The organism is Sutcliffiella halmapala (assembly GCF_050107295.1).
Classification (GTDB): Bacteria; Bacillota; Bacilli; order Bacillales; family Bacillaceae_I; genus Sutcliffiella_A; species Sutcliffiella_A halmapala_A.
Genome location: NZ_JBNIKR010000001.1, coordinates 134,998 through 161,647, shown reverse-complemented (window position 1 = coordinate 161,647; position 26,650 = coordinate 134,998). Strand labels below are relative to the sequence as shown.

Annotated in this window: 28 protein-coding genes; 5 read left to right on the top strand and 23 right to left on the bottom strand. The window is 40.2% G+C overall.

The window, feature by feature from the left end; genetic code table 11:
* Nucleotides 1-138: 138 nt before the first annotated feature.
* The 11 genes from ACQCT5_RS00830 to ACQCT5_RS00780 form a co-directional block, all read right to left on the bottom strand.
* Nucleotides 139-417 (bottom strand): hypothetical protein, encoded by a 279-nt coding sequence (locus ACQCT5_RS00830; protein ID WP_499637899.1) that lies wholly within the window; start codon nucleotides 415-417, stop codon nucleotides 139-141.
* Between the two features lie 496 nt (nucleotides 418-913).
* Nucleotides 914-1,810: a sensor histidine kinase gene (locus tag ACQCT5_RS00825; RefSeq protein WP_499637896.1), complete on the bottom strand. Its 897-nt coding sequence runs from the start codon at nucleotides 1,808-1,810 to the stop codon at nucleotides 914-916.
* 21 nt (nucleotides 1,811-1,831) lie between these two features.
* Nucleotides 1,832-2,581: an ABC transporter permease gene (locus ACQCT5_RS00820; RefSeq protein WP_499637892.1), complete on the bottom strand. Its 750-nt coding sequence runs from the start codon at nucleotides 2,579-2,581 to the stop codon at nucleotides 1,832-1,834.
* Nucleotides 2,574-3,497 (bottom strand): ABC transporter ATP-binding protein, encoded by a 924-nt coding sequence (locus tag ACQCT5_RS00815; RefSeq protein WP_499637889.1) that lies wholly within the window; start codon nucleotides 3,495-3,497, stop codon nucleotides 2,574-2,576. Before ACQCT5_RS00815 ends, ACQCT5_RS00820 begins: the two co-directional genes overlap by 8 nt.
* A gap of 111 nt (nucleotides 3,498-3,608) precedes the next feature.
* Nucleotides 3,609-4,301, bottom strand: a complete 693-nt coding sequence (locus ACQCT5_RS00810; RefSeq protein ID WP_499637886.1) for a response regulator transcription factor — start codon at nucleotides 4,299-4,301, stop codon at nucleotides 3,609-3,611.
* Nucleotides 4,302-4,491: 190 nt separating this feature from the next.
* Nucleotides 4,492-5,634 carry a CdaR family transcriptional regulator gene (locus ACQCT5_RS00805; RefSeq protein WP_499637883.1) on the bottom strand — a complete coding sequence of 381 codons (1,143 nt, stop codon included), beginning with the start codon at nucleotides 5,632-5,634 and terminating at the stop codon, nucleotides 4,492-4,494.
* Between the two features lie 159 nt (nucleotides 5,635-5,793).
* Complete coding sequence (locus ACQCT5_RS00800) at nucleotides 5,794-6,345, bottom strand: hypothetical protein (protein ID WP_499637881.1); 552 nt, start codon at nucleotides 6,343-6,345, stop codon at nucleotides 5,794-5,796.
* A gap of 13 nt (nucleotides 6,346-6,358) precedes the next feature.
* Nucleotides 6,359-7,984 (bottom strand): sodium:solute symporter family protein, encoded by a 1,626-nt coding sequence (locus tag ACQCT5_RS00795; RefSeq protein WP_499637878.1) that lies wholly within the window; start codon nucleotides 7,982-7,984, stop codon nucleotides 6,359-6,361.
* The gene (locus tag ACQCT5_RS00790; RefSeq protein ID WP_499639069.1) at nucleotides 7,981-9,132 is read right to left on the bottom strand and encodes a glycerate kinase; all 1,152 of its coding nucleotides are present in this window, start codon (nucleotides 9,130-9,132) and stop codon (nucleotides 7,981-7,983) included. Before ACQCT5_RS00790 ends, ACQCT5_RS00795 begins: the two co-directional genes overlap by 4 nt.
* A 17-nt stretch (nucleotides 9,133-9,149) precedes the next feature.
* A complete protein-coding gene (locus ACQCT5_RS00785; protein ID WP_499637875.1) occupies nucleotides 9,150-10,892 on the bottom strand; it encodes a sugar phosphorylase in 1,743 nt (580 codons plus the stop codon).
* Between the two features lie 295 nt (nucleotides 10,893-11,187).
* Nucleotides 11,188-11,598, bottom strand: a complete 411-nt coding sequence (locus ACQCT5_RS00780; RefSeq protein WP_499637872.1) for an Lrp/AsnC family transcriptional regulator — start codon at nucleotides 11,596-11,598, stop codon at nucleotides 11,188-11,190.
* 130 nt (nucleotides 11,599-11,728) lie between these two features.
* On the opposite strand from ACQCT5_RS00780, the gene ACQCT5_RS00775 reads away from it, so the two are divergent.
* Nucleotides 11,729-12,490, top strand: a complete 762-nt coding sequence (locus ACQCT5_RS00775) for an MBL fold metallo-hydrolase (RefSeq protein ID WP_499637869.1) — start codon at nucleotides 11,729-11,731, stop codon at nucleotides 12,488-12,490.
* A gap of 114 nt (nucleotides 12,491-12,604) precedes the next feature.
* On the opposite strand, the gene ACQCT5_RS00770 is transcribed toward ACQCT5_RS00775, so the two are convergent.
* Entirely contained in the window at nucleotides 12,605-13,060 is a 456-nt protein-coding gene (locus tag ACQCT5_RS00770; RefSeq protein WP_499637866.1) for an RNA helicase, read from the bottom strand.
* A gap of 149 nt (nucleotides 13,061-13,209) precedes the next feature.
* Here ACQCT5_RS00770 and ACQCT5_RS00765 point away from each other — a divergent pair, with 149 nt between their 5' ends.
* The 3 genes from ACQCT5_RS00765 to ACQCT5_RS00755 are packed head-to-tail and all read left to right on the top strand — an operon-like array spanning nucleotide 13,210 to nucleotide 15,212.
* A complete protein-coding gene (locus ACQCT5_RS00765) occupies nucleotides 13,210-13,548 on the top strand; it encodes an aminotransferase yhxA (protein WP_499637864.1) in 339 nt (112 codons plus the stop codon).
* A 5-nt stretch (nucleotides 13,549-13,553) separates the two neighbouring features.
* On the top strand, nucleotides 13,554-14,807 hold the full coding sequence (locus tag ACQCT5_RS00760; RefSeq protein ID WP_499637861.1) for a glutathionylspermidine synthase family protein: 1,254 nt from the start codon (nucleotides 13,554-13,556) through the stop codon (nucleotides 14,805-14,807).
* 6 nt (nucleotides 14,808-14,813) lie between these two features.
* Nucleotides 14,814-15,212 carry a DUF350 domain-containing protein gene (locus tag ACQCT5_RS00755; RefSeq protein ID WP_499637858.1) on the top strand — a complete coding sequence of 133 codons (399 nt, stop codon included), beginning with the start codon at nucleotides 14,814-14,816 and terminating at the stop codon, nucleotides 15,210-15,212.
* Between the two features lie 39 nt (nucleotides 15,213-15,251).
* Here the strand turns inward: ACQCT5_RS00755 and ACQCT5_RS00750 are convergent, their stop codons facing one another.
* From ACQCT5_RS00750 to ACQCT5_RS00740, 3 genes are all read right to left on the bottom strand, one after another.
* Nucleotides 15,252-16,277 (bottom strand): ion channel, encoded by a 1,026-nt coding sequence (locus tag ACQCT5_RS00750; protein WP_499637855.1) that lies wholly within the window; start codon nucleotides 16,275-16,277, stop codon nucleotides 15,252-15,254.
* 257 nt (nucleotides 16,278-16,534) lie between these two features.
* Entirely contained in the window at nucleotides 16,535-17,194 is a 660-nt protein-coding gene (locus tag ACQCT5_RS00745; protein ID WP_499637852.1) for a Type 1 glutamine amidotransferase-like domain-containing protein, read from the bottom strand.
* Between the two features lie 217 nt (nucleotides 17,195-17,411).
* The gene (locus ACQCT5_RS00740) at nucleotides 17,412-17,942 is read right to left on the bottom strand and encodes a hypothetical protein (protein ID WP_499637849.1); all 531 of its coding nucleotides are present in this window, start codon (nucleotides 17,940-17,942) and stop codon (nucleotides 17,412-17,414) included.
* Nucleotides 17,943-18,240: 298 nt separating this feature from the next.
* Here ACQCT5_RS00740 and ACQCT5_RS00735 point away from each other — a divergent pair, with 298 nt between their 5' ends.
* On the top strand, nucleotides 18,241-18,522 hold the full coding sequence (locus ACQCT5_RS00735; RefSeq protein WP_499637846.1) for a toxin-antitoxin system YwqK family antitoxin: 282 nt from the start codon (nucleotides 18,241-18,243) through the stop codon (nucleotides 18,520-18,522).
* A gap of 128 nt (nucleotides 18,523-18,650) precedes the next feature.
* On the opposite strand, the gene ACQCT5_RS00730 is transcribed toward ACQCT5_RS00735, so the two are convergent.
* The 8 genes from ACQCT5_RS00730 to ACQCT5_RS00695 form a co-directional block, all read right to left on the bottom strand.
* Nucleotides 18,651-19,121: a peptide-methionine (S)-S-oxide reductase gene (locus ACQCT5_RS00730; protein ID WP_499637843.1), complete on the bottom strand. Its 471-nt coding sequence runs from the start codon at nucleotides 19,119-19,121 to the stop codon at nucleotides 18,651-18,653.
* 158 nt (nucleotides 19,122-19,279) lie between these two features.
* Nucleotides 19,280-20,251, bottom strand: a complete 972-nt coding sequence (locus tag ACQCT5_RS00725; protein ID WP_499637840.1) for an MBL fold metallo-hydrolase — start codon at nucleotides 20,249-20,251, stop codon at nucleotides 19,280-19,282.
* A gap of 184 nt (nucleotides 20,252-20,435) precedes the next feature.
* Nucleotides 20,436-21,263, bottom strand: coding sequence for a GNAT family N-acetyltransferase (locus ACQCT5_RS00720; RefSeq protein WP_499637837.1), 828 nt, complete (start codon nucleotides 21,261-21,263; stop codon nucleotides 20,436-20,438).
* A gap of 567 nt (nucleotides 21,264-21,830) precedes the next feature.
* Complete coding sequence (locus tag ACQCT5_RS00715; protein ID WP_499637834.1) at nucleotides 21,831-22,688, bottom strand: DMT family transporter; 858 nt, start codon at nucleotides 22,686-22,688, stop codon at nucleotides 21,831-21,833.
* A gap of 458 nt (nucleotides 22,689-23,146) precedes the next feature.
* Complete coding sequence (locus tag ACQCT5_RS00710) at nucleotides 23,147-23,275, bottom strand: hypothetical protein (protein WP_499637831.1); 129 nt, start codon at nucleotides 23,273-23,275, stop codon at nucleotides 23,147-23,149.
* Nucleotides 23,276-23,755: 480 nt separating this feature from the next.
* Complete coding sequence (locus ACQCT5_RS00705; RefSeq protein ID WP_499637828.1) at nucleotides 23,756-24,466, bottom strand: nitroreductase family protein; 711 nt, start codon at nucleotides 24,464-24,466, stop codon at nucleotides 23,756-23,758.
* Nucleotides 24,467-24,580: 114 nt separating this feature from the next.
* Nucleotides 24,581-24,994, bottom strand: coding sequence for an RrF2 family transcriptional regulator (locus ACQCT5_RS00700; RefSeq protein WP_499637824.1), 414 nt, complete (start codon nucleotides 24,992-24,994; stop codon nucleotides 24,581-24,583).
* Nucleotides 24,995-25,490: 496 nt separating this feature from the next.
* Nucleotides 25,491-26,624: a zinc-dependent alcohol dehydrogenase gene (locus ACQCT5_RS00695; RefSeq protein ID WP_499637821.1), complete on the bottom strand. Its 1,134-nt coding sequence runs from the start codon at nucleotides 26,622-26,624 to the stop codon at nucleotides 25,491-25,493.
* Between the last annotated feature and the right edge of the window lie 26 nt (nucleotides 26,625-26,650).

Here is a 26,650-nt window from a genome sequence, read left to right as displayed (position 1 = left end):
TACACGGTTTTCTACAAGATCGATTCCTAAGTGCTGATAAGCCTTGTCAATGATTTCTGAACAAACATAACGTTCGGGTGAATGAATAATAATATTTAGTCGAAAGTATTTTTGTAGCAAGAGCGAAACAATTCTCCACTAGTCATACCCTCTAGAAGAATAACTTCTCTTTTCTAAAAAACTTACTAATTCCTCTTTTTGCTGATTCGATAAACCATTCTTAAATCTATACAAATCAAATTCAGTATACGGATTGCGTATTATTTCCATTTTCTTAAATAGATCCACTTCACAAATATGCTTTTCATCGAAAGCTATCGTTACATGGGTGAAATTTGACTTTAAGAAAAACCTAATAAAAGGACTTGCATAACAATCCCCTTTAACAAATAATAAATCTCCTGCTTCAATTTTCAACTTATTATCACACCTTTTAAAATACAATTCCTGAAAGCTTCGCTTGGCGGTTCAACTGCTTCGGAAACAATAGAACCATCCCTCCGCTCTCCTTTTCGACACAGGTTAAATAAATCCCTGTTTTTCCTTAAACAATACTTATGGATCATGTTGAGACTGTAGTAGGGATAATTGGAAAAACGGAAAAAGCCCGATACCTCAGAGGGTAAAGGGCTATCTTTCAGCTGATAGCGACAAACTTTCAACTACTTCCCATATATAAATTTTGATGATATAACATTTTAGAAAGTTAATTCTCTATTAGCCGGGTGTATACCATGAGCTGCCTGATTCACGGAATCGAATTAATCAAACGTTTGTTTAAAAATCACTTTACTAATAAACATTTAACTAATAAACATTTAACCATCTCTGTTCTTTCTATAAATCTAAAAACATTTCTGCAAACAGCAGCCTAGAGCAGATCGTAAGCAGAGAACCGTACCCTTGCTTCCCTTTATAATTCCCATTCACAAATCATAGTTAATTGATTACCCTGTAACTCAGCATAAATATTTCCGTTCATTTTTTCCATCAAGCTTTTAGCAATCGGTAAACCTAGTCCGGTACCTTTCCCAGTCCTTGTCAGGTCAGCCTTGTAAAAACGGTCAAACATTTGATTTACTTCTTCTTCACTTAGCGCATCAACAGAGTTTGAAACCTTAAGTTGAAGGGAAGTTTTACATTTTTTAAGGAGAATAATAACTTCTCCACTAGAGTATCTAATTGCATTAACCACTAAGTTTTCTATGACTCTTTTGGCAGCCGAGGAATCGAGCAACATAATAATATCATCTTCAGGAATATGGATTGCTGGCTCTATATGCCTCTTATTAAACTCCTCATAAAAGCCAAACAGTGCCTCTAAAACTAAATCATTAAACCTAACCTTCTCCATTTTTAATGGATAATCCGCTTGTTCTATAATCGATAGTTCGAAAAAATCCTCTAGTAAAACCTTTAACCGTCTTGCGCTATTTTTTATCGTAGCGATGTATTCCTTTTTCATCTCACTACTTATTTCTTCCGATTCCAGAAATTGAATATACCCCATTATCGAGGTCATAGGGGTACGAATATCATGAGAAATATGAGATATGGCCTGCTTTAACTCGTTTTCAGTCGAGCGTTTTTCTGCCTCTTTCTTTTTCGTTAAATCAATTTGGTTATTTATTCCCTTTGCTAATTCCTCAAAATCACTATCATGATAGCTAATATCTATCTTCTTAGCTGTTTTATTTTGGTTTAATTGATGGAGTTGCCGAGTTGTATTTTTTATTTCCTTTTTCAGCAGATACAAACGAGCGAGGACATATACGAAAGCTATCATAACAGTTAGGAATAAATAGAGCATATGACCTCACCCACTTCATCATTACTTAATTTCTTTTCTTTGAAAAATAAAGCTTCCTAAAGCCCCGAATGCAAAGAATGTTACAATCGGAACAACTACAAGGGTTAACACTTCTCCACTTTGTAAGGTGTTAACAATGATAATATCGTAAATTAACTTAAAAACAGAATGATATAAAATAGGTTCAAAAATTGGCACTTTTGCCGCTAAAACTTGCAGTGGCCAGTCAACAAATATAAAAAACAGAAGTAGAAATCCAATCGTTTTCCCACTGTCAGTGAACAGGATAGAAAAGACCGCCATAATGGACGCAAAGGCTGCCCCGTACAATATAATAAGACCTACCGTTTGGAAGTAGTATGTCCATTCAGGCATCTCTTGAAAACCAAAATAAATCGCGCTGGCACAAGTCATAAAAATAGGTAATATTAATGAGATAATAATGGTTCCAACCGAGAATATCATAAGTTTAGCAAAATATATTTTTACCCTACTATTCCCAGAAGAAACGATGCTTTTCATCGTGCCCATGGAGTATTCGCTAGAAATAAAAAATCCAGCTAAAATACTAGGAATAAGCTTGACGATATTCCCATGGGTACCAAGAACACTTTCCAAATAAAAATCCTTTACCGTAGGCAGGCCAACAGAACCATTATCAAATTCAAGTAGAGGAAACAAAACTGCAGCTGCGAGTAACATCCATGTTAGGAACCGAAATGATCGATCCTTCTTCAATTTTAACCATTCTGTTTTCAGTAAATTACCCATGCTGCACCCCTCCAACGCGATTACTAAAGTACGTTTCTAAATCTTCTCCCATTGGCATAAATTCTTCGATTACCAATCCTTCATTGGTTAAGATTTTGGAGACTTTACCAGGTACATCTACATAGGCAAACAGCTTCATGGTCCCATCTGGCATTACTTCAAACTCTTGCGTTGCCAAGTGACTTTCTATCACTGTTGCAGCTTTGTTTGGATTATCTACTTTTATATGCAAGTACTGCTGACACTTTTCCTTCAGTTCTTTTGCGGATAATTGCTCTAACAATTCTCCTTTATGAATAATTCCATACTGTGTAGCTAATAAATGTAGTTCACTTAAAATATGACTTGAGATTAAAATGGTAATACCATACTCTTGGTTAAGCTTTTTTAATAATTCTCGAATTTCAACTACTCCCATAGGGTCTAATCCATTAATAGGTTCATCAAGAATCAAAAATTCCGGATCTCCTAATAAAGCGATCGCAAGCCCTAGACGCTGTTTCATCCCTAAAGAAAAATTCTTTGCTTTCATTTTCCCTGTATCATGTAATCCTACTATCTTAAGAGTTTTGCCAATACATTCTTTCCCTGGTATTCCTTTTAAAAGCCGATGCGTTTCCAAATTTTCAGCCGCTGTCATTTGCGGGTATAAAGCAGGACCTTCAATTATTGTTCCAATTCGCTTTCTTGCTTCAATTAACTCTCGATCACTATTTTTCCCAAACAATTCAAATGTTCCTGTTGTTGGATAGGCTAGTCCTGTAATCAATCGAATTAACGTTGATTTTCCAGCACCATTTTGTCCAATAAAACCATAAATAGATCCTTTTTTTATCGTTACACTCACTTTATTAAGCGCCATTTTATTTTGATATTTCTTAGACAATTGGTTAGTTTTTAAAACATATTCATTCAACAAGTTTTCCCTCCTAGATCAATTAACTTGTTCAAAAACTTTGCTTTTGAACACACTTATACTTTAAGAAGGAAAACATAAGAAAGTCTTAAGTTAATTCTTAAGAAAACCTTAAGTTTTAAGCATGTACCCCATTCCCCAAATCGTTTCAATGTACACTTCATTGGGATTGGCCTTAGAGAGCTTATTCCTGATATTACTCAAATGGACATTAATCGTATTGTCGTCTCCATAAAACTTTTCATTCCAAACACTCTCGAACAGATTCGCTTTGGTAAAGACCTTATTCGGGGAAGACATCATTAATAGTAATATCTCATATTCTCGCGCGGTTAATTTGAGTACCTTCCCATTCACCTTCACTATTTTTGTATCCGTATCCAACACAATATCTTTATGGCAAACCTGATTGCCTGTTGGTACAGCCCTTAAATCACGATATCTTCTTAGGCAAGAATCAATTCTGGCAGAAACCTCTTCAATATCGAAAGGTTTTGTTATGTAGTCATCCGCACCAGCCCTTAAGGCATTTATTTTAGTTTGTGTTTCCAGCTTTGCCGATATAATAATGACAGGAACATTACTCTTTCTTGTTACCTTCTCCAGAATTTCTTCACCAGATAATCCAGGAAGCATAAGATCAATAAGGACCATATCCCATTTCTCGCTTTCAAGATAAATCATTGCTTCCGTACCTGAATATGCTGGCTTAGGTGAATACCCACTCTTGCTCACAATATTACAAAGCAAACGATTAATATCTTCATCATCTTCAATTATTAATATATTTATTGAACCCTGCATCTTATCATCCTCACATTTATTACCATACCATTATCATTCAGAGGGACGGTTCTTAGTAAACTACTCTATTTTCTTTCCCCTATAAATCTCGCGGAAAAGTACTTAATTCTTCATTTGTCATTTTCCTTTATTCCCGTTTCATAACCAGCAGAAGGAAGCAGAGAATCGTCCCCGCACTTCCCCGAACCTCTCACTCTACCCAATTCACCGCAATCCAATACAACACTGCATCTTTGAAGTTCCTCGGATCATAACCAGTGAATTCCTTCATCTTCCTCAAACGATATTGAAGGGTATTTTTATGGATAAACAAGGCTTCGCTTGCTTTTGCGATGCTTTGGTCATTTTCAAGAAATACTTTGAGGGTAGTTACTAATTGTTGGTGCTCAGGGTCATTAATAAATGGGAAGAATCGTTCTATAAAGTCTTGCATGGATTCTTCAGGGATTTCATGCAGGATAGATTCAACTCCCAAATCTTTGAAATGCAACAGTTGGTTTTGTTTTCGATCTACGAACCTTAAGGCCAATGCTGCTTCTTCAAAGGACTTGACTGTCTCCTCCAGCCCATCATAAATTCTACCTACTCCGCATACAAGTCTACCGAAAGAACCGGCTTGATTACTCAACGTCCTTTTCAAATGCTCATACCATTCTGGAGTAGCAGTGTCTTCTTTAACTTTTAACAAAAGGATTTGATTGGATTTCCATAGAGTAATCAGGTCATCTTTACTTGTGACAAGAACCTGCTGCATCTTTTTAAGCAGATCACTCATCTTTTCTTGCCTGGAAACTTCAGTTTCCCCTTTATTAGTGGAGTGAGGCAGCTCAGCTCTTATAAGGAAAGCCTGTCTTGGTTTTTTTGTCCTAATAGACAGAGTCTGTCCCCTTAGTTGAAAAGCTTCTTTATTTTCCCACTGCTTTTGCATCCATTCTTGTATGTACAATTCCTTTGCACGTTTTTCTAGATTCAGCTCCTTGCTCACATACGCTTCTTTTACCATTACTTCCGTCATCTTTTGAATGATCTTTGCAAAGTCCTCCACTTCATCCGGCTGTCCGGTGATCCCAATGACACCAACAAGCTCATCATGAAAAAATATCGGCATATTAACACCCGGTTTGGAGCCTAGCAGTGTATCGTCAGGGTATATCGAAACAGGTAAACCCTTTTCAATTACATTGCGTGCCCCTTCGTGAAAGGTTCCAATTCGATTTGTATCCTTACTCGCAATAATGATGCCGTCATTGTTCATGATGTTTATATTTTTCTCAATAATTTTTTCCATTTCATGGACGATTTGTTGAGCCTGTTTTTCCAAAAGTCCCGCCATATTATACTCCTTACTTGTTTCTTTCCTCCACTATAAACAAAAACTTCCCAAGTCACAATTACACAAAAAACCAGCGCTCTCCGTTAAGGTTCACGCTGGTTTATTATTTAGGTGTTTTTACAAGGCGCTTTTCGTAAAGTTTGAGAAGACAGCCATTATTTATGACGCTTTGCCCTGTATCAGAGCCATTATGATAGCATCTTTTATTCCTAAATCCACTTTTCCGCTAGTGGCATCCACTATAGTCGGTTCCACCTTTTCCCCTTGCACATACCCGATCCAATATGGAACGTATAGTAGGTTGGTATGGGTGATAGTGACTTGAATATCTTTTCGCTTCTTTTCTCTTGTAAATGCTTCCCAATAGATGGCTTCTTCGGCCACTTTTTGTTCAGGCTGGCCCATATAATCAAGCAATGGTAAGGTTTCATTCGCATCCAAAAGGTGCAAGTTTGCCGATGAAGGCAAAATTGCCGTAAGCTGCTTTCCTGTTTCCACTGCCACTTTCCCTTGGATAGGCTCTCTCATTTGAAGGCTCGTATACTCGTAATCGTAGCACCAGTATGGCAGATAGACCAATTCGATGGAAGTCAGTTCCTTCTTTTGGCCAAATAGAGATTGCCATTTGGTGATCCAGTTATTTTGATAGGTTTGGATAGCTTGCACTGCCTGTTTTTTAGAAACGGATGAAGCTAAGAAAAACGAATTCATATACACTCACACCTTAAATGGATTGGATTAGATACAAAATTACCAGTGTTACGAAGAAATAGGCAATCATGATATATGGCCATTTCTTCATTTGTTTCTCTCCTTCCGCTTCCTCAATGCTTTCAGCGGAACGTTGGCGATCTGCTAATACTTGTTGAACTTCTTCCTCTTTTGCTTGGAACACTAGTCCATCAAGCTTCTCTTTTTCTGGGGCTTTAAATAGTAAGCTTACAGCATAGCCTACTGCAATGGCAACCACTGCTCCTACTACATTGTTATAAAGCCAAGAGATGCTAGCGAACGTCGTTACCGCCCAGACCGAAGCCATACCAGCGATGACACCTGCGAAAGCTCCTGTTCCATTTGCTCGCTTAAAAAAGATTGCCAGAACAAATACTCCTAATAGGGCTCCGTAGAAATAGGATCCGATCTTGTTAACTGTTTCAATTACCGGTCCAAGATTTCCTGCAAAAAAGGCGAAGATGGTTGCGTAAATCCCCCAGAATACTGTTGCCCAACGAGAGGCTTTCAGATAGTGAGATTCAGAGGCATTTTTCTTGAAGAACTTTGCATAAAAGTCACGTACCGTCACAGCTGATAACGAGTTCAATGCCGAATCAAGACTAGACATCGCTGCTGCAAAAACTCCTGCAATAATTAATCCCGAAATACCAACCGGCAAATATTCTACAACAAATAATGGGAACAATTCATTTAAGTTCTCCACATTCGGATCCCCTACATTTGCATAGAAAGCAAATAACAGAATACCAATAAATAAGAATAATAACATTTGTGGAAACATGAATAATCCACTGATAATTAAGGACATTTTGCTTTCTTTGAGTGACTTGCTCGTTAATACACGTTGAATTTGACTCTGGTCTGTTCCAAAGTACGCTGCATGCAAGAAGAATCCTCCGATCACTCCTGCCCAGATACTATATTCAACCGATAAATCAAAGGAAAAATCTAATGATTGTAAGAGACCTGCATCTGAACCTAATGCTAACGCACCAGAGAATCCGCCTGGAACTTGTCCAACGATCGTAAAGATCGCAATGCCTGCCCCTAACCAAAGCACAAACATCTGCACAACGTCTGTCCAAATAACAGCAGAAATTCCTCCAAGTACGGTGTATGCAACCGCAATAATAGCCATTAGAATAATTGTGATGGTAACATCCCACCCTGTGACAACGGATAACACCAAGGCCGGAGCGTAAAGGACTACCCCTGTTGCAAGACCGCGTGCCACCAGGAACAAACCTGCTGTTAAAGAACGGGTCTTCGTATCAAAACGCTTTTCTAAATATTCGTAGGCGGTATATACTTCTGTTCGATAAAAGAACGGCACAAAGGTAACCATTAAAAATGCCATAACAAGTGGAACATTAATGAATGTGTTCATTCGCTCCAATCCACCGGAATAACCCCAGCCCGGAGCACCAATGAATGTAATGGCACTGGCTTGGGTCGCCATAACGGAAAGTCCGATTGCCCACCATGGAATATTACGGCCACCTAAAAAGTAATCTTTCGTAGTTTTTTGATTTTTCCCGAAAAAAGCACCAAATATCGCGATACCTACTACATATACAATAAGCACAATGAAATCAATCGTAGTAAAACTGTTCATTCTCCTTTAACTCCTCTCAGGTTCTTTCCTATTTCCATTAGATGTAACATTCTTTTCGTTGCTTTATATAATAATGCCTGACCGTTTAACATCGCTTCTTCCACCGGCATGGGACCATCTACAATCGACAGCACAGCTTCTATCCCTTCTTCCTGTAACTTATCGGTCTCCTCTCCGATGCCACCTGCAAGCGCGACAACCGGTATTCCTTTTTCTTTCGCAATACGGGCAAGTCCGACGGTAACTTTTCCTAGTATGGACTGTCCATCAATTTTCCCTTCTCCCGTAATGACGAGTTGTGCACCTTCCAATTGTTCACGGAACCTGCTCCATTCCACCACTAGATCCAGTCCACTTTGGAACTCCACGTCCATCAATGACTGAAGAGCAAAACCAATTCCGCCTGCTGCACCACTACCAGGAAGGAGGCGGCAATCATTCTGCACCACCCTATTCATCACTTCTGAAAAATGCTTCATATTTTCTTCAAAAGCTGGAAGCTGAGAAGGGATGATTCCTTTTTGTGGGCCAAATATATAAACTGCACCTGTCCGGCCTAAGAGTGGACTTGTGACATCAGATGCAACCAGAACTTTTACACCTTTTATTCTCTTGTCAAGATTACTAAGGTCAAGATCATGGATTTCCCCTAACCTACCACCAATCCTTCCAAGCTCGTTCCCCTTGCTATCAAGAGCTTTTAAACCAAGTGCCTGAAAAAGACCAACTCCTCCATCCACTGTGGCACTGCCACCAAGACCGATAACCATCTTCTTTACCCCCCGATCAAGAGCATCCTTGATAAGCTGGCCTGTACCGTAACTGGAAGTAAGCGATGGGTTCAGTTCTTCCGTAGTCAGTAGAGGTAATCCGGAGGCGGAAGCGGTTTCAATAATGGCTGTCATTTCTGAAGCAATCCATCCGTAGCTAGCTTTTATATTTCTCCCTAACGGATCTTCCACGTCACAAGTAATTTCTTCGCCGCCAAGTGTTTGCATTAACGCTTGAACAGTACCTTCTCCTCCGTCAGCCATCGGGATTTCGACCACCTTTATGGTATGGTCGAAATCATGAATAGCTTGAGAGATAATTTTTGCCGCTTCCTTACTCTCAATAGAACCTTTGAAGGAATCTGGCGCAACTATCATCTTCACCTTAACCCCTCCTATCCTTTAAGCCATAAAGCTTCATAGGCCTGTAATGTTAGAGAAAGCTTACCATTTGTTAAAGGGTATTCTCTACAGGACACTAGATCCTTGAATATATTTTTGGTTAACCCATAATTTTCAGCTGATAACTCGATTGTTTGCTCATCGTTTTTTACGTTAACAAGCGCAACCACTTTTTCTTCCACGTTGTCTTTGTTCGTTCTAACAAGTGCAAAAACTTGCTTGTTCTCTAAAACCACTTGTTGAGGACTATTAGGATGGAACGCTCTTTCATTTGTTCGTACTTCTAATAGTGCTTTGATCTTGGATAACACATCAAACCTTATAGTTGTTTCATCCTTCAGCTCTGTTTCCAACTGGAGTCGATCTAACTTCTCACGGTTGATAGAACGGAAACGGCCCGTCTCTTCTACTCCCTTGTAATAGTTGCGAGAACCTAATAAGCTATGCATATAGATTCCAGGAACACCTGCCATTGCAAGGAGAATCGACTGTGCTGCGATAAATCTTTTAACTTGTACACTTTGCGGCTCTTCTGGATGAGATAGCGCATCAAAGTAATTGATGTTCAATTCATAAGGACTCTTCGTTCCGTCTCCATTATCCTTATACGAAACATTTCCACCATGAGCCGTTACCTTTTCAATCATAAAATCAACTTCTTCTTTTGATAAAATCCCTTCTACAGGTCGAACCCCGATTCCATCATGGGAAGCCAAGAAGTTAAAGAAGGTCGTTTCTTCTGTAGTGTCCTCCAAGTTGCTTGCCCAATTCTGCAAGTGAGTAGCGTCACCTGTTAAGAAAGTATTTAATGTTAAAGGTGGTAATGGGAATTGATACACCATGCGTGCTTCGTTGTATCCATTTCCGAAGTAGCTGACATTGTCCTTATGCGGCACATTCGTTTCTGTAATTAATATAACTTCTGGCGCCAATGCATCCACTACATCTCGATAGATTTGAATGATTTTATGTGTCTCTTCCAGATGAATACAAGTGGAACCCATCTCTTTCCACATAAAACCTATCGCATCCAAACGAATCAACTTTGCCCCTTTGCTGATATAGAAAAGCAGCAGTTCTGCAATCTTAAGAAATAACTCTGGATTACGGTAATTCAAATCGATCTGGTCTTTACTGAATGTAGTCCAAATATACTTTGTTCCGGAAGCGGTTTCAAATTGGGTTAATAAAGGCAACGCTCTTGGACGTGTAACTTTACTGTAGTCACCGTTTGGGTCCGCCTCAACAAAATAATCTTTATAAAGTTCGTTTCCTTCCAAGTATTGCTGGAACCAGTCAGACTTTGCGGAAATGTGGTTGATTACTCCATCGAACATCAAATCGTAACTGTTCGATAAAGACTTAATATCCTCCCAATTTCCCAACTCTGGATTCACTTCGTAGTAATCAATAACCGAAAATCCATCATCCGAGCTATACGGATAAAAAGGAAGCAGATGTACCCCAGAAATGGCATCACCAATATTCTCTTTTAAAAACCCATGTAAACTGACAAGCGGCGCCTTGCCTTCTTCTCTAATAGAGTCTCCGTAGGTAATGAGGACGGAATCCTTTTCTGTTACAAACTCCACCGGCTTTTCTGCTTTAGGAAGCTTTTCTCTATATTCACTCATTAAATTAGATAATTTATCATGTAAATTTCCAGCTGTATCTGTCCCATATACAAACTCCAGCTTTTTTATCATTTCTTCTGTCACTGCCAGATCTGCCTTCAAAGGAATCCCTCCAATAAGTTCTTAATTCTATCGTATAGAATTGAAAAAACGCTTACAATGTTACACGGAACAAAAAAACGACTATTTTTCAAATGATTATTTAGTACATGCGACAATCGGAGGGCAGTGCAATTGGGGCATTTGGGGAGCAGAGATCCGTCCCCGCGCTTCCCAGAATGTAAAAAAAGAGTATTCCCGGTGCGGAATACTCTTTTTCTCATTTATTGGATTTATAATAGATCAAGCCGCTTCTAAAGCCATATAGCCCTTCCTCGTTTGCTTCATTGTTGATGTATTATTTGTTAATAATAATTGATAATTTGTAGCTTACCAAATTGCTCAAACTTGTCAAAAATTCATCTAATATTTCATTCGTTTGAAATTTACACTCGAGAAGATAACAACTTTCCCCACTTACTTTGTAGTTGTTTATGACGTATCGATTTTGTTCTTTTACGAACGATAGATAAGGTTGATGATTCGTACTTTTTGTATAAATATGTATGATTGCGTGAACATGATATCCCATTTTTACTTGATTAACTAAAATGGTGTACCCCTCAATAATCCCCATATCTTCTAATTTCGCCACTCTGGCTGACGTCGCCGGACCAGTTAAATGGACCTTCTCGCCCAATTCTTTCATTGTAACCCGACTGTTCTTGGAGAGTTCATCTAAGATACGCATATCCGTATTATCCAACATTTATTTATCTCCTTTCATTAATAAAGTCAAACGGGCAAAAGACTTTATTTAATCTATGTATCTGTCAATGGGTCTTAGTTTAGAATATACATTGCGCCAAGGAAATTCCAATAAAAAGGAGATAATATATATGAATATACAACTAATTCGAAACGCTACACTCATTGTTCATTATGCAGGTAAAAAGTTTTTAATCGATCCAATGTTAGCGGAAAAAGGGGCTTTCCCGCCTTTCCCAAATTCACCAAGACAAGATCAAAATAATCCTTTGGTAAGCTTGCCAACATCCAATGACGATGTTATTCAAAATATAGATGCCGTTATCTTGACTCATCTACATTATGATCATTGGGATGATGCTGCTAAACAAGCATTACCGAAAAATGTGAAGCTGTTTTGCCAAAACGAAGAAGATGCTACGGAAATAAGAAACGATGGTTTTCAACATGTAGAAGTATTAAAGGAAGATACAGTCTTTGAAGGTATTCAATTAATAAAAACAAAAGGTGAGCATGGAAGAGGCGAAATCTTAAAACTTGCTGGTCTAGTATGTGGCGTTGTTTTCAAACACCCAACAGAAAAAACATTATATATTGCCGGAGATACTGTGTGGTATGAAGCAGTTCAAGAAGTTATCGAAACACACAAGCCAGAGGTCATTGTTGTTAATGCTGGAGATAACCAATTCTTTGAAGGCGGCTCTCTAGTCATGGGTAAAGAAGATGTCTATGAGGTATATAAGGCTGCTCCTGAAGCAAAAATTATCGCTGTTCACATGGAAGCAGTAAACCATTGGACACTATCGAGAGTGGAATTAAATAGCTTTGCTAATGAAAAAGGAATTTCATCTAATGTTTTAGTACCAGATGACGGTGAAGCTTACTCAATATAAGAATCAGAGCAGACAAAAATAATATAATTTTTGTCTGCTTTCTTTCCATGATCAAAGGCATTCAACTGAATAACTTCTGTTAAAGTTTGGCTGTAAAAGGGTAGCAACGAGCCTCTACCCTTCTTTTACGATTTTCCCTACATAAAAGACATAGCATTGGCGGTCTTCATCGATCTCCGTGGAGTCTACGTGACATTCGCCAATACCAGGTAGATGAACAACATCCTTTATTAAATATTTGATGGCTGTCCAATGACTTTCCAATTCTTCTGTATGGAGAAGCGGCATATCCTGAAGGTATCGATATTCGCGGAATTCCATGTGGATGCCCTCGGGATACTTTTTTTGCTTATAAAAATCCCTTGCCAGATCATCTCTTTCCACAGTTAGCGTTTCGGTGCTGTTATTTAGAGTCCCTTCATTGCATATTAATTTATATTGCACACCATTTTTTATGAAGTAGGTACAAAGCTGTCTTGCGTAAATTTCATCCTCGCTGACGGTTCCTTTTTTATATTCATAAATGGGTTTGTAGCTTCCACGATCGTGTAAATAATAAATCAGTTCCAATCCGTGACACCTGCCTGTTATTGTTATTTACTGACATCATATCAAACTTAAAAATAATTATCTTTTATATTTTTAAAAACTCTCTCCTTTTTATTTCCTTTTTTTGTTACTATTAGACTAGTTGAATTTGCAGGAAAGGAGTAGGCTCCATGACAAAGACAAAAAAAGTATTAACAAGTGTTTCTGCCACGATTTTTGCTTTAGGTATGACTGGATGTGGGGCAGAAGAAGAAAGCACCCTGCCGCCAGCACCGACAGATGATCGTTGTAATGAGTATGAATGGGATAACGAAGAAGGCGTTTATCAATGTGATGATGATTCCTCCAGTTTTTATCGCAGTTACTATTACGGCGGAGGTTTCTTTGGAAGTAAATCCTCCTTGAAAAACGATTCATCCTATAAGAATTATCGAAACAGCCCGACCTTTGAATCAAATACGAAGCCAAGCAAGGGCTTTGGCAGCGGCTCCTCTTATACGGGGGGATGAGATAGATGGGTGAGCAATCCAATCAGACACCACGAGATACCTTTTATGCAAAGTACCCTACTTTCTGGAGTAATTTATATGGCCAGGAGTATGCACTTTTCACATGCTATGAGATTGAACAAGCGGAAGCAGCGCATATTCGGACGGTGACAAATCGAGTAGGCAGGATATTTTCAAAAACATCCAGGCTGCTGCGGGAGCTGGATGAGGATACGCTTCTTGATCTGGGGTATCCGAAAGAAACGATTCCCTTCCTAAAAATCAAAAACATCGAGGCAGAGTCCATTATCTCTCGTGTGGATCTGGTCAAAACGAACCATACATATAAAGTATTAGAGATTAATAGTGACACCCCCACTTTTATCAAAGAATTATTTCTTATGAATGGTGAAGTGTGCCAGGAGTTTCAGTGCCTTAATCCCAATGATAATGAAGAGGAACATCTAGGAAGAGCCGTAAAGAATGCAATTTTCGAGAGCTATCAGGTATTGGAGAAAAAAGAGTTCCCAAACATCGTGTTCACCTCGCATGATGAAAATTTCGAGGACAAACAAACGGTGTTGTATTTAATGAATCTTTGCAAACTTCCGGCCCAGTATGTGCCCTTGGATAAGCTCCAAATTATTGAAGGGGAAGCACTGCTGGACGAGGAGGGCAGAAGGATTGATGTCCTATACCGGCAAACATTCCCGATAGAATCCCTCATTCTTGATAAGGATGGGGCCACCGGGGAGAACGTGGGGCTGCAATTATTGGAGCTGGTCCACCAAAAGAAGCTTAGCATCATCAATCCATTAAGTGCCTTTTTGCTTCAATCAAAGGCAGTGCAGGCCATTATTTGGGGGCTCCATGAGCAGAACAGCGACTATTTTACCCCGGAGGAGCACCAGTGGATCTGCGAATACTTTCTCGCCACCTACTTAGAGCCCGCACCGTTTCTTGCTGCAGGGAAAAAGTATGTGGAGAAACCGACGTTCGGCAGAGAAGGCGATTCCGTCAAAATCTATGCTCCATCAGGGGAAAAGGTTGAGGAAGATCCCAACAACAGCTATGTCGATTATGTGCAGGTGTACCAGGAGTATATTGACTTACCGAAGATCGTGTTTCAGACAAACACCGGAGAAAAAGAAGGCCACATGATGATTGGCGCTTTTCTCGTTAATGAACAAGCCAGTGCATTTGGATATCGTCTAGGAAAGCAAATTATTGATAATTTATCTTATTTTATGCCTGTAGGATTTAAAGATACGAAGGAGTGAGTGGAAATGGGCAGCTATTTAGCGTCTTTTGGGATATACGCAGGAACAGCATTTGTTCTATTATTTGTTGGATTATTTTTGTTTGATTTAACTTCCCGTAATGAAAAAATCAAAAAGGTGTCACAAGGAAATACCACCGCAGCACTTGTAATGGGCGGAAAGCTTCTAGGTCTGGCATTCGTCATCGGGTCGGCCATTGCACATTCCGTATCATTCCTGGATATGGTCATCTGGGGAGTAATCGGGATCGTCGCACAAATCGTCTTCTACGTGCTGGCAGAAGTGGTTACCATCAATTACAGCATTAAGGATGCCATCAATGAGGACCGCATCTCTGTGGGAGTTTTACTTATGATGTTCTCCTTGTCCATTGGATGGATTATTGCCAGTTCGTTAACGTATTAAAAAAATGGAGCTCAAGCCTTTGCTTTGAGCTCTTTCCATTTATCTCACTTTAAATTTCGTTTCATAAGTATGTTTGTCACAGATGATGTACAGCTTCGAATCGCTTGGGATTTTTTCATCCAACCGTCTGTTAATGTCCAGATCTTTTCCATTCGACAGTAAGGTTGCCCCTTTTTCAAGGATTTCATGGAATGCTTGCTTATAGGTGCTCCAAGCAGGATCTGCAGCGATTTCATAAATATTATCGCCATGCATTCTGCTCGTTAATTGGCTAAACAGATGAGTGGATCCATTATACAGGGTTGCCTTTGCCATCAAGCGCGACGCTGTTTCTCCAGAAAGAACAAATTCGTCAACATTGGCATGAGAGAAGTTCGGTATGCTCTTCTCCTTGCGAATTTCCACAATCGTATAGATGTTGCGATTATGTATTTTCGAAAGCCTTTCTACGGAGGATGCGACTAACAAGGTTTTTCCATCCGAAAGCGAGGCATCCTCAATCGTGTCATCCGAAAAAATCGTCACAGACTTTGCCTCCAGGACATTCGCCTTCATCAAGACTGCATCCTCACTCGCATCCCCTTGCACAAAATCAATCTCTAAGTCACAAGGATTTGTTTTCTTGGAATCTATTAAAACGATCGCCGCTTCCGGATTATCCTCCAAAATCTCTTCCATCGTCTTTGCCGTCTTCTCTGTCCAGCCAACAAAAATAAAATGATCGGTCTTCTTACTATTCAACTTCCCTTCACCCCTTAACCGTTGATACAATGACAAAAGATTGACAACCTTCCCAATCAAAACCCCAACAAGTCCAATCCCAAAAATAAACAAGAACATCGCGAAGGTCTTCCCAGGAACCGTTGTCGGAGACACATCCCCATATCCAACCGTCGTGACCGTCGTCATCGTCCACCACAGCCCCTCAAAAACCGTCGGAAACGTATCCGGCTCGAGCAGATGGATGATAAAAGAACTGCCCCCAATTACAAGTATAGAAATGACTACAATCGCAAAATTATTCGTCTTAATCACGCTTTTCATGATCCGCTGCAAAATCCACACTCAGAATGTCCCTCCTCTACTTTTTAATTACTCTATTTTACCATTTATTATTAATACTTTAGTAGGGGGTGGGAAGTTTCATTGATTTTCTTCATATAGCCCCTTTGCCCCAGTAAAAAATTTGGATGAAATAGCGATTTAAAAAGTAAATTCCATATGGAACCGCTGTATCAATTGCGAAGCAGGGGGACGGTTCTCCTGCTTCCTTCGAAGTTCGAAGGAAGCGTAAGAACCGTCCCTGTTGTGCTTGACTCAGCTTAATTCAATTTCCGCAAAACCCCATCTTCCACCGTGTATACCCCATTCCCTTCCATGGTTTCAAGTTCTCCATCCAAAAGGTATACACCTGTGTTCTCATCGATCCCATAATTCTTGAATCCGTTGCACCTACTGACCGCATTCCTCAAATGATCCTCATCATCCCACTCGGAAAAGTGCACGGCGACCACAACATCCTTGGCCAATCCCAAGCCTCTTCTTGATTGGAATTCGTTCTGCTCATTGTCTTTAGGGGAAATCACACAAACCTCCGGACTGATTAAAGCCCCCGCAGAAAAGCCCGCAACCGGAATGCCTGCATCATATCTTCCCTTGATAGCTTGCGAAATAGGAGTGTCCACGATGTAATCCGCATACAAATTCGTATCCCCGCCACCGATGACAATCCCGGAACTGTTCCTCACACTATCGATCACCACTTCAATCGGAGTCGAAGGCAGAGGCAAATAATTGAATTCCCTGACCCCAAACCGCTCCAGCTCCTGCGTGTACCAGTGCATATACTCCTCCCAGCCTTCCCGCTCCACAAACAAGATCGAGACCGGAGAACCCGCAGCCAATGCTTTTGATGCAAACTGTTTTGCCATATTCGCTATAAAAGGAGGACCTCCTCCGAAAAGAAAAAGATGCCTGTTCATATAATCACCTTCACTATTGCTGATTTTTTTCACTATAAAAATTATGATAGTATAGCATTTTAAAAAGTTAGTTTGTATGTAGCCAGGCGTTTCCATTAAGCTGCCTGATTTTGAAAATTTTTTAATCAAACGTTTGTTTAAAAATTACTATCTTAGTAATTCATCCTCTGAGCTTAGAAAACCTAGTCACTCTTTCCCCACATATTGCTTGAAGAATTTATAGATTGATATTTTCCTCCTTGCTCAATTGGATATTCCTTTGACTCACAACGGAATCAATCAAGAGTAGCTTGGGAGAGCTGATTAAATCTAGCGGCGTAACGTCACCTGTTACGCGGTGCTCTACAAGATCGATTCCTAAATGCTGATATGCCTTATCAATAATTTCTGAACAAATATACCGTTCGGGTGAATGAATAATAATGTTTTGTCGAAAGTATTTCTGAAGCAAGAGCGAAAAAATTCTCCACCAGTCATAGCCTCTAGAGGAATCACATCTCTTTCTTATAAAACTAATTAATTCCTCTTTTTGCTGTTCCGACAAATCCCCCTTCATTCGATACAAATCAAATTCAGTATACGTATTCGGAATGACCGCCATTTTAGTAAATAGATCCACTTCACAAATATGCTTTTCATCAAGAGCTATCGTGACATGGGTGTAATTCGACTTTAAGAAAAATCGAATAAACGGGCTAGCATAGCAATCCCCTTTAACAAAAATTAAATCTCCAGCTTCTATTTTCAACTTATTATCACACCGTTTCATACACGAATTCAGAAAATACGCGGAGTGGTTCTATTGCTTCAGAAGCAACCGTCCCTCTGTTTTCCCTGTTTTCACTTTTCGACAGAGGTTAAATAAATCCCTTTTTTACCTTTGTTTATAGTGTGCCTAGAGATACTCACCGTCCATATTAAAAGTCCTTGATATCTTTTATGTTAAAATAAATCTGGTCGGATATTTTAACAACCAGAATAAATAACCTTTATAAATGCTAGTTATTCATGATAAGAATGAAAAATACTATTATCGGAGGTAAACCATGGAAAATGAAAAATGTGACCTAGTTCATCCAAATGGTGTGAAGGAAAAAGAGCTTGAAGTGATAGATGGATACACGATCAAGTACCACGCCAATGGGAAAACAATCTGGTCAAAGGGAAAAATGATAGACGATCAGCCCGAAGGCTATTGGGAATGGTATCGGACAGATGGAACAATTAAACGGTCAGGGTATTTTGAAAAGGGTGAGCCTGTCGGTGAATGGATCACTTACAATAGCAAAGGGGAGAAACATAAAACCACCAATCGGGATAAGAAATAATTGGGACTAAGAGACAGGTTCTCCCCACACATGCTATACTTCACGGAAAAGAGACATGCCCCCGCGACATGTCTCTTTTTTGTAGCTATTGCTGGGAAGCAGGGGGACGGTTCTCTGCTTCCATTTACTTATTTATATTTACTTAACAACTCTTCTGGAATATGGCAATAATCATTCGGACATCTAGCTAACCTATCTTGATGTTCTTCTGCACTTCTCACATAGTTTGTAAGAGGTAACACTTCAACGACTATGCGGTCATAATCACTTCTCTTACTAATAAACGCCCTCGCCTCTTCCAAATGTTTACCCTCTTCACTATACACTCCGGTTCTGTATTTCTCCCCAACATCAGGTCCTTGTTGATTCATACTATACGGATCGATTATTTCAAAGTAGTATTCCATTAAGCTCTCAACAGTTACAACACTAGGATCAAATTCTGTTTTCACACATTCCGCATAGCCATCATACTCACCCTCAAGTGTATTACTTGTTCCATTTGCTCTTCCCACTTCTGTAAACGTAACACCAGGTAAAGTTTTTATAAATGCTTGTACTCCCCAGAGACATCCACCTGCAAAATATAATATTTCCATTTTTGTATCTCCTTTATATTTTGGTAGCAGGGGACGGTTCTCTGCTTCCTTCGAACTTCGAAGAAAGCGTGAGAACCGGACCCTCCTGCTACAAGCATATTCTTAAATGTTTAATTCTAACGCTTTTATTACTTCCGATACCTTATCTTCTCACATGTCTATAACTGCTTCCAATCCCTCGGCATCACATGCTTCTCCATCCATTCTTTTGGTGGTGCCTGATGTGGGGCGTTGGCAACTAATCTTTCTCCATGCCAGCTTGCTGCTTTGGAGCGGACCATTTCGTGGAGGAGGTTGGGGACAAATTCTCCTGGTTGGAGCTTAAAGGCGTGTCGTGCATAATCCTGGAACCAGCCACAGCTTAAGAGATAGGGATTTATCTCTTCTTTCGCCAATCCATTTTTGATGATTAAGGCGAACGAAAAAATTCTCTTGCAGGCATGCCACGACACTTTTTCTGGTTCACCAAGCCATTTTTCAAGCCTAATCCTTGCTGCATCAATGGCCGTCAGCGTATTCTCTATTTGCGGTCCATGTCCTGAATAAACCTTCCTGATCCGGAGCCCCGATAGCCTGTCCAAGCTTTCCAACGACCGCTGGATAGAGGATACGCCCTCCCTAAAAATATTTAACCATCCAACATCATATTGATGAAAGAGGTCGCCACAAACCAGTATTTCTTCTTCCGGTTCGTATAAAGAAATATGCCCCAATGTATGACCTGGGGTGTGCAAGACTTTCAAGGTTCTGCTTCCTGTATGTATATCATCGTTATCTGACAGCAGCCTATCAACCCGATAAGGCTCTACAGGCTGATCTAGCCATTCTGCACTGCATGCTTCCGGTTCACGAGAGTTGATTACTCCCCCTTCCCACTTATGCGCAGCAATCGGGATCCCATAGTTATGTTGAAAATAAAAATTACCACCTACATGATCACTATGGTAGTGCGTGTTCACAATGAGCTGTATTTCTTCAGGCGCAACCCCTGCCTCTTTCACTAAATTCTCTGTTTCTATTACATCACTACCAAACCCCGTATCGATAAGGGTCGGGAGCTCATCCTTGATCACTAAGATATTCGCACTAGGAAACTTTCTTTCAAAGAAAATAAACTTCGAATCTTTCATAGCTACTCCTCCTTAACTTCCTCCATATATGGAAGTTTCCTAAGAACACTGCAATGTAAACGTCACTCTATCAGACCGTTTGTCCCAGTTTGTAAAGTCATGAAGCATCGGGGACGGTTCCCGATGCTTCTTTATTATAATCATTGAGCTATTTAACTTACAGACTCACGGCCTCCATTGCTTACTAGCCTTGATATAGATAATAGTCCTGCGAATGGTAATTCCTAAATCCGCAAGATTCATATAGTCTCAGTGCATTCTCGTTTTTAGCTTCTACTTCCAGGAAGATAGGCAAGCCTTTTTCACTCTTCATTTTGACGACTCTGGATAAAGCCTTTCTGCCGATTCCTTTTCCTTGGAGATCCGGAAAGACTGCGAACCCATATATCCATGCTTCCCCTTCCGTTTCGGATACACGGATTTTCCCCGCAATTTTTCCTTCTGCTTCAATAATGAACTTATCTTCCCCGTTTAGTTCTCTCATCCGCTGGTTAAATTCCCTTGCTTCTTGTTCACTAAATCCAAAGCAGGCCACTTCAAGCTGAATTTCCGCATCCCAATCATCCTGTGAAGCCGATGGTCTTATGGTCACAGCAGGATCCTCATATACGTCAGTTGGATGCCATTTCATTTGATATTCCGTCATCGAAAACGTGCAGGGAATGTTGGCTAAAAATTTCTTGGCAGTTTGGGATGAGTTTGGTGCATTCAACAAGATAATCTTGGCATTTTGTTGCTTCTCCTCTTCTACAGCCATAGCACACAATTTAGAAAAAATCCCTTTCCTACGGTAGCCCGGATGAACCATACCGGTCAGTTCTATTTTATTGCCGAATCCGTAGCTTCCAAGAAACCCGACAAGCTGCCCATCCTCATAATGAAAGAAGTCTTCCTTGCTGTCACCATCCCGATTTTCGAGCATATCAACATTTAGCTTCAGCTCGAATCCTTCTTCTTTTTCACAGATGTCTTGAAGTTGTTTGATTTGGAGTAATTGCTCTTTTGTTAGCATCGTTTGCACCTCTATAGTCAGTTTTTTATGTTAAAAAGCATTTTCAGGAAGCAGGGGACGGTTCTCTGCTTCCTTCGAACTTCGAGGAAAGCGCGAGAACCGCCTCCACTGCTCCACATCTTTTCCACCGTGTGACTACGTATCAATTCAATTTTCAACAAACGGTTAACAAAACCCTTTTTTCCTTTTAAATAAAATAGTGGATACTGTACTGAAGGATATAGACGAACGGTTATACAAGTCTACCCACGCAAAACCTATAATAAAATAGCTATTTAAAAAGTTATATCCTAACTGAACAGTTGCATCATCTGATATGTTTGAATTAAAAATACATTTAAACAAACGTTTGTTTGAAAATTACTTTACTACTAAACTTTTATACATACCTACATATGAATTTAAATCCCTTTTGTAACCGGCAGCCAAAGAGAAACTCGGATGCAAAGAACCGTCCCCTCGCTTATCGTAAAATCGAAAATACTTCTCTAATGTAAAAAACAGCCACAACCATTTGGTCGGCCGTCTCTTTATACTTATTTTTAGTGAAACCTAGAGGTGCTTTCTTCAACTCTGCTTCACACTTATAATGGTCACTGTAACCAAGATGATTGCCATACCTCCAAGCTGAATTACTGTAAGCAGTTCACTCAGAACAATTAATCCAAAAAGGGATGCAGTGACCGGTTCCACCATTGCAATGATTGAAGCTGAAGTCGGTGATGTCCGTTTCAACCCTGCTACATACACGAAGAATGACAAGCCTGCTCCGAAGATACCTAAAAGAATTATCCATAATAAGTCAGGTGAGTAAAAGACGGAAGCTGCTTCACTGCGGTCAATGAAAAGCAGCGTTATTATAGTAAAGACAAGGAATGCAATCGTTAAAATTCCTTGCGGCTGCCCGTGGCGGGATGCATATTTAAAACCAAAAATGAACAATGCATACGATAACCCTGCGCCTAAGCCTGTAACAAGTCCAAGCATCGTAATGCTATCAGATCCAATGCTGTAAACCTCAGTCAGCAATACAACTCCAGCCATCACAAAACCAATACCCAGCCATTTATATAATGATGCCTGTTCAAGATGGAATATAAAAGATATTAGGAGAACAAAAATGGGCGCAGTATACATCAATGTTGCCGCTACGGCAATACTGGCCTCTGAGATACTGACAAAGTAAAAAATAAAATTCCCTGCTACTCCAATACCCGCAACAATAGACCAACACATCAGCGGCTTATTCCACCGGGTCGGCTTGAACAAGAACCAAATAAGAATGCATATTAAACCCACTGTTCCCCTATAAAAGGAGATGACCAGGGGATCCCACCCTTTATCCATTAAGAAGCCGCCCAGTCCTCCGGAAATGCCCCATAAAATCGCTGCTAAAATTACTAATCCTACCCCACCAACACGCATATAGTTACCTCCACATTTCACATTACACATCTGTAAAGATATCTATACCTCTTAGGCTAGGTTTTATAACTTAATTTTGGGGCGTGTTTTCCGGAAGACATGGAAGCAGGCGACGGTTCTTCGCTTCCGCAGGCATAAATTTTCCCTTTCTACCAACCTTACGGGTTATGAACATCCCGCACAATTGCATACAAAAGCCATTCCCCTTCGTGTTCCTGATAAACGAACCGAAGCGCCTGCCAATCATACTCCCTCTCACTTGCTGAAGAATGTAGAGGAACTAGAGAAAACCGTGAAAGCTAGAAAACAGGCTAAGTAGATTAGAAAAAAGCAACGTTAGCTCCTGATGCTTCGGGTAGTTGGAAATAAAAAGAACGCAGGACAACTGTCTCTACGTTCAGCTTTTTTATCATTATTTCTACTTATAAGCAATTTGAAAGCAAAGAACCATCCCCCGCTCACCCAAACATCCCTTTGATAGACTTGATTATTTTTAGTGCTTCCTTGTTCTTTTTCTCCATTTGGGTTTCCCCTTTTAAACGGGTCAGTTTTTTCGGTGTCGCCTTCTTTTTATTAAACTTGTCCATAAAATATCCCTTCTTTCCTCTCCTTGGTATTAACCATCCTTACCAAGAAACCAGGGAATATACATAAGCATCAGGGACGGTTCTCGATGCTTCTTCATCATAGTGTAGAGTATTTCACAATAAATACTCCAGATATATGCCATCGAAGAGCTTAAACAATGAACTCTCCATCTTGGTTATAGGCACCATGTTAAAGATTCTACATTTAAATGCTCGTAATTACTCACTCATTTTTAAGTGACACTCGCGCCAATGTTGAGTACCATTTATACAGCCTTATAAGGCAATCGATATTTAGAGAGCCGAGGTAGCAGCCGGAACCGTCCCCATTGCTTTTAAGGGCTGTATGTGCCGAATAGGCTAGCATACCCGTTGAGTTTTGCAATACTCTGCACTTTAATTCGGGGCATCACTGTGACCTGATTTTTGTGCTTTAAATATTGAAATGGTCGAGGTGCCTGTCCCCTCGACCCTTCCTTTTTATTCAAATCGATTCCAATTTATTAACTCATCAAGCGGAAGGCGAGTTTTTTCAAAACCTGCTTTCGCGCCTTTGCCTAGGGAGATTAACATGATAGCTTCGTAGTTTTCCGGTACATTAAATTCTTTTATGAATTTTGTTTCATCGTATCCACCCATCGGAACGGTATCATAGCCTTTTGCTTTAGCTGCAAGCATTAATTGCATGGAGACAAGTCCCCCGTCAATGAGAGCAATTTTCGCTAAGCGTTCTTTAGAAAAAGATCCGTAACCATCCAAAATGCTGTTAACATACATGTCTTTTACGTCTTCTGGCATTCTTCCCTTTTCAGCAATTGCACTATAAATACGATCGGCATTCTTGTATGCATCTCTGTCACCCAGGACTGCGATGACCACGGAAGCATCTACAATTTGTTGCTGATTATTGGCGATTGGCAACAAACGCTCTTTTTCCTTTTGATCTTCAATAACTAGAAATCTCCATGGTTGAAGGTTGCTAGATGATGGTGCTAACGTAGCTGCTTCAAGAATCTCTAAGACTTCACTTTTATCCATTTTGAATTCAGGATCATATTGTCTTACTGAACGGCGTTCTTTCGCAACTGTCAGAAAATCTGTGTCCTCTAATTGTTTCGGCGCTTCTTTTGTTGTATCTATTTCTTTTACTTTATTTAAGTATTCTTCTTTGCTCATTGTTTTTTTAGACATATTCATTCCCCTTTAACTGTATTTTCTACAAGAACAGTATAGGTTGTTAACTGTTCCTTTGTCAACTACAGTTAAGGGAACAAAATAAAAAAGCGAAACAGCTATAGCTATGTTTCACTTTTTCATTAAATCAGCTACGGTCTTTTGTTCTAAACCGGCAACGACCCAGCCTTCCATTTCATCACGTAATGTACAGAGGGATTCACGAGTAGTCTCAGCAAAACATTCTTTACTTTCTACATTAAAGAACCCCTTAGGAAAGGTTTCCGCTTTCATTGCATCATATACTTCGGACAATTTGATTTCACTTGGATCTTTGACAAGAAAATACCCACCGTCTCGGCCTTCTTTCGCCTGGATTAATTCGGTTTTAACCAGATGCCTTAATATTTTTCTTAAAAAGACGGATTTAGAATTAAGTTTCTCTGCTAATTCTCCGCTCGGACATCGACCTTCATTATTAGCAAGCACCACGAGCGCCTGTATGGCCACACTGAACCACTTTGTACTCGTTACCTTTTCACTCATTGTCTCACCTCTTCATCTACACTTTATTCTGAAACATCTCCCATAAAAAGTCAAAGTGTTTACAGAGGGCTAAGGTGAATGTGTGATAGAGGGACCCTCTTTGATCCTATTTCCTTTCCCAAATCAACGTCATTTGTTCGAGAAGTTCTTCCCATGTTTGCTCTTTTCTTTCGTTACTTTATCAAGATCAAAATACCCATAGTAAATTTCATCAACAGTTCCACTATTTACCAACTAAAATGGATCAGGTCTAATTCTTTTGTCCTCTAGTAAAAAGTTGCTAGTTGGTGAATGGGCGATTGTTTCATCATAATATACAAGGCTAATATTTTTCAGTTCTCCATCTATTTCAATTTCTATAGAAGTGTTTACTGAGTTTCTTTTACACTATATTTACAAGAGTTTACCGTTACTTATGGTACGGTTCTCCTTATCATAACCTAAAATGCAGAGCCCCCCTCACTTTTACTCCCCTTTGCATCTTTCCAGCAACTTCTTAAGCCTTCAAAACCACCTTCACACACCCATCCTCCTTCTCATTAAAAATCCGATACCCATGCGCCGCCTCATCCAACGCCATCGTATGCGTAATAATCTTCCTTGGATCAATCCTGCCATCCTTTATCTGCTCATACAAATACGGCATATAATGACGTGCTGGAGCCTGACCCATTCTAATATTAATGTTCCTTGCAAAAAACGGCCCAAGTGGAAACATGTTATACAACCCACCGTATACACCTGTTATCTGCAGTGTCCCTGCTTTTCGCACCGCTTTTGTTGCAATCTGAATAGGCCCGAGTGTTCCTCCTTGTAGCTTTAGTTTTTGTTCTACCCATTCCACCGGTGATTTCTTTCCGTCCATACCCACACAGTCAATAACAACGTCGGCGCCGCCTTTTGTTAGTTCCTTTAGGGTTTCGCCCATGTCGTCGTATTCGGTGAAGTTGAATACTTCTGTTTGGTTTATTTTTCTTGAAAGCTCGAGTCTGTTGGCAATGTAGTCGACGGCGATGACGCGTTCGGCGCCTTTTTGCCAGGCGAATTGCTGGGTCATCAGGCCTACTGGGCCGCAGCCAAGGACGATGACGGTGTCACCTTTTTTCACACCGGCATTATCGACGCTCCAGTAGGCAGTGGGGAGTACGTCCGATAGGAGCAAAAGGGATTCGTCCTCCAACTCACAGTCCTGTGGGATGTGAAAAGGCGTATAGTTGCCAAATGGTACGCGTAAGTATTCCGCTTGTCCTCCCGGGTAGTTGCCGAATTTCTCGGAATAGCCGAAGTAGCCTCCGGAATCGTAGTGCGGGTTGGCATTATCACATTGACTTTCAAGGTCGTGCGCGCAGTAATGGCAGGTGCCGCATGCCACGGTAAATGGGATGACGACCCGGTCGCCTTTTTTCACCTTCGTTACATCAGGTCCCACCTCTTCCACGATGCCCATTGGCTCATGCCCGATGACATAGCCGATTGGCAGAGGAAAGTTTCCCTGGTACAAGTGAAGGTCTGACCCACATATAGAAGTGGTGGTGACTTTAATAATGACATCTTCACGGTCCTGGATTCTTGGTGCTTCTACCTTTTTTACTGCTACTGTATTCTTTCCTTGATAAGTGACTGCTTTCATAATGTCCTCCTCGATTTGAATGGAAT